At 65.9% G+C, this 3628-nt stretch carries 4 protein-coding genes; 2 read left to right on the top strand and 2 right to left on the bottom strand.

Annotated elements, in window-relative coordinates; genetic code table 11:
* The first annotated feature begins 345 nt into the window (after nucleotides 1-345).
* Both WB785_RS04035 and WB785_RS04030 read left to right on the top strand, forming a co-directional pair.
* Nucleotides 346-1548, top strand: coding sequence for an NAD(P)-dependent malic enzyme (locus tag WB785_RS04035; RefSeq protein WP_424077401.1), 1203 nt, complete (start codon nucleotides 346-348; stop codon nucleotides 1546-1548).
* 44 nt (nucleotides 1549-1592) lie between these two features.
* Nucleotides 1593-2396 carry a glycine betaine ABC transporter substrate-binding protein gene (locus tag WB785_RS04030; RefSeq protein WP_424077402.1) on the top strand — a complete coding sequence of 268 codons (804 nt, stop codon included), beginning with the start codon at nucleotides 1593-1595 and terminating at the stop codon, nucleotides 2394-2396.
* A gap of 7 nt (nucleotides 2397-2403) precedes the next feature.
* Here the strand turns inward: WB785_RS04030 and WB785_RS04025 are convergent, their stop codons facing one another.
* Both WB785_RS04025 and WB785_RS04020 read right to left on the bottom strand, forming a co-directional pair.
* Entirely contained in the window at nucleotides 2404-3237 is an 834-nt protein-coding gene (locus tag WB785_RS04025; RefSeq protein WP_424077400.1) for an SDR family NAD(P)-dependent oxidoreductase, read from the bottom strand.
* A 188-nt stretch (nucleotides 3238-3425) separates the two neighbouring features.
* The coding region (locus WB785_RS04020; protein ID WP_424077399.1) for a WXG100 family type VII secretion target at nucleotides 3426-3628 on the bottom strand (203 nt) is incomplete at its 5' end.

Below are 3628 nucleotides of genomic sequence, written 5' to 3'. Positions count from 1 at the left end.
CCGTAGATCCGTAGAAAAATCCGGAACCCCCGCGGCGCCGCGGGGGAAGTCTGGTTGTCTGTCATGGCTTTTCCGCTCATGAGCCACATCTCCTTCGTTTGGGTTTCGAGTCCGTCGCGGTGAATTCCGTTGCGCCGCCTTGGACATTGCCATCGCCTCCAGCAGTACTGAGGCGCCGAAGCGACAAAACTCATCGCATGTGCTGACCTAGCGGCTTTGCTCAACGACAAGCCCCGGTCATCCACGCCCGATCCGCGGCCGAAGTACAGGTTGGCGTCGCAATCCCCGATTAGCGTCCGTGCGCCCATCGCAAACGCCTCCGGCCCCGTTCAGTACCCTGGGGCCGTGTCCGAAAGCGCATCCCGAGCAACGGAAGGCTCCCCGGTGACGGGTCAGCCCATCGTGCTTGAAGACGAAGAGATCTTCGAAGCGCACATCGCCGGCAAGCTTTCCGTGCAGTTGAGGTCCCCGCTGGACACCCAGCGTGCGTTGTCGATCGCCTACACCCCCGGCGTCGCGCAAGTCAGCCGGGCGATCGCCGCCGACCACACCCTTGCCGCGCGCTACACCTGGGCGAACCGGTTGGTGGCCGTGGTCAGCGACGGCAGCGCGGTGCTCGGCCTCGGTGATATCGGTGCGGCGGCGGCGCTGCCGGTGATGGAGGGCAAGAGCGCGCTGTTCAAGGCGTTCGCCGACCTGGACTCGATCCCCATCGTGTTGGACACCAAGGATCCCGACGAGATCGTCGAGACCCTGGTGCGGCTGCGGCCGACCTTCGGCGCGGTCAACCTTGAGGACATTTCCGCGCCGCGATGCTTCGAGATCGAACGTCGCCTGATCGAGGCGCTGGATTGTCCGGTGATGCACGACGACCAACACGGCACCGCGATTGTGGTGTTGGCAGCGCTGATCGGTGCCACCAAGGTGCTCGGCCGCGACATGCAGTCGTTGCGCATGGTGATCTCCGGCGTCGGTGCGGCTGGCGTCGCCTGTGCGAATATCCTGATGTCCGTTGGTATTTCGCATATCACGGTGCTGGACTCCCAAGGCATTTTGCATCCCGGCCGCGACGGCCTGACCTCCGTCAAGGACGACCTGGCCCGGCGCACCAACCCCGAGGGCCTCACCGGCGGCATGATCGAGGCGCTCAAGGGCGCCGACGTATTTTTGGGAGTGTCAGCCGGGGTGGTGCCCGAGGAGCTGGTCGCCTCGATGGCGCCCGACGGCATTGTGTTCGCGCTGTCCAACCCCGACCCCGAGGTCCATCCGGACGCGGCGGCCCGGCACGCGGCGATTGTCGCAACGGGGCGAAGCGATTTCCCGAACCAGATCAACAACGTGCTGGCGTTCCCCGGCGTTTTCCGCGGTGCGCTGGATGCCGGTGCTCGCAGGATTACCGAGAAGATGAAGATCGCCGCGGCCGAGGCGATCGTTTCCGTCGTTGCCGATGACTTGGCGCCCGACCGGATCGTGCCGAGCCCGCTGGACCCGCGGGTGGCACCGGCGGTTGCCGCCGCAGTGGCTGCCGCCGCAGATCCCGCGGAGTGATCACCAGAAGGGTGACCGTGCTCGCGCTCGCGGCGGCGCTGGCGATGACGGCGTGCGCGCACCGCACCCCCCCTCGCTCGGGTGAGCTGGTCGTCGGATCCCGTTCCGGTGCCGAGTCGGTGCTGCTGGCTGATATCTACACCGGGGCGCTGCGCTCCTACGGGTTCCCGGCTCGCACCGAGCTGGCACCCGACCCACTGACCAAACTCGACGCGGGTGCGGTCGTTGTCGTGCCTGGCCTCACCGGCCGGGTGCTGCAGCGCTTTCAGCCCGGTAGCACCGTCCGGTCCGACGCGCAGGTGTACAAGGCGATGGTGGGTGCGCTACCCGAGGGGATCGCCGCCGGTGATTACACCACCGCCGCCGAGGACAAACCCGCGTTGGCAGTCACTGAGACGACCGCCAAAAGCTGGGGCGGCACTGATCTAGGTACGCTGCCACACCACTGTGACGGCTTGGTGATCGGATCGATCGCGGGTGCATCGACGCCATCGGCGGTAGGCAGCTGCCATCTGCCTGCTGCTCGCGAATTCTCAGATAATGCAACACTTTTCGCCGCGCTGCGAGACCGAATGGTCACTGCGGCGTGGACCACCACCACCGAGCCGGGCGTGCCGGCCGATCTGTTGGTGCTCACCGACGGCAAGCCGGCGCTGGTGCAGGCGGAGAACGTGGTGCCGCTTTACCGGCGCAACGAGCTGAGCGATCGGCAGTTGCTGGCGGTCAACGAGGTGGCGGGCGTCCTGGACACCGCCGCGCTGGTTGACATGCGCCGGCAAGTGATCGGCGGTGCCGACCCGCAAGTGGTGGCCGACGGGTGGCTCAGCGAACACCCGCTAGGGCGTTAGGCGTCGGCTAACGCGACGGCGGCTTCAGCCGGGCCACTACCGGGCGGAACAGCCGCTGGTAGCTCCCGGATCCGGTTATCCGCACGATGGCGTCCAGCACCTTGGCGTCAGGGCCGACCAACACCCGGGCCCGGTTTTTGGCGACGGCTTCCAGAATGATTTCGGCCGCCCGCCCCGGGGTGGTGCTAGCCAGCCGCTTGTCGAAGAACCTGGCCATCTTCTCGGGGTCCACCCCTTCGGCGGCGGTGGCGTTGCGGGCGATCGGGGTCTTGATGCCGCCGGGGTGTACGGAGGTCACCTTGACCGGGTGGCCGTTGAGCGTCATTTCCTGTCGCAAGGCTTCGGTGAAGCCGCGCACGGCGAATTTGGCCGCGTTGTATGCGGCTTGGCCGGGCATCGACATCAGCCCGAAAAGGCTGGACACGTTGATGATGTGGCCGTCGCCGGAGGCGATCAAATGCGGCAGGAAGGCCTTGGTGCCGTTCACGACGCCCCAGAAGTCGACGTCCATCACTCGTTCGATGTCCTTGAATTGGCTGATCTCGATGTCGCCGGTGAATGCGATCCCGGCGTTGTTGTAGATCTGGTTGACCTTGCCGAAGTGCTCGTTGATCTGGTCGGCGTAGGACTGGAAGGCCTCCCGTTCGGTGACGTCGAGTCGGTCGGCCTGGACCGGCGCACCGATGTCGCGCAGCTGTTCTTCAGTCTGCGCGAGCCCCTCGAGGTCGACATCGCTGATCGCCAGCGTGGCGCCGCGGCGGCCGAGCTCAAGGGCTAAGGCCTGGCCGATACCTGAACCGGCGCCGGTGACCGCGGCTACTTTCCCGGCAAACCCTTCCATGGACGCTCCTTGCAACGTGGGGTGCGTCAAGGTTAGCCGGTACCAGCGGTATCTCTTACGTCCGGGTAGAACTCAAACGCGGCAGCGACGACACGAGCGCGCGCCGCAGGGCCGCGCTCATGTTGATCGCCCTGGGGCGTCGCGAATTACCAACGACGCCAACGATAGTGGCGTCTTGCGAAGGCTTGTTAGGCCCAGCTGCCGCCGACTGCGTTGTCGGTGGAGTTCATGTTGTTGCCGGCGGTTTGTACCTTTTGGCCGTGGGCGTTGGCTTGTTCGTAGATGACCTGGAAGTTGCGACCCAACTGGGTGATGAACTCCTGGCAGGCCACCGAACCGGCGCCGCCCCAGAAGTCACCGGCAGCCAGCACATCGCGCACGATGGCCTGGT

Source organism: Mycobacterium sp. (assembly GCF_049585075.1).
GTDB lineage: Bacteria > Actinomycetota > Actinomycetes > Mycobacteriales > Mycobacteriaceae > Mycobacterium.
Note: the sequence above shows the minus strand (reverse complement) of the source record. Positions and strands in the feature narration are given on the sequence as shown.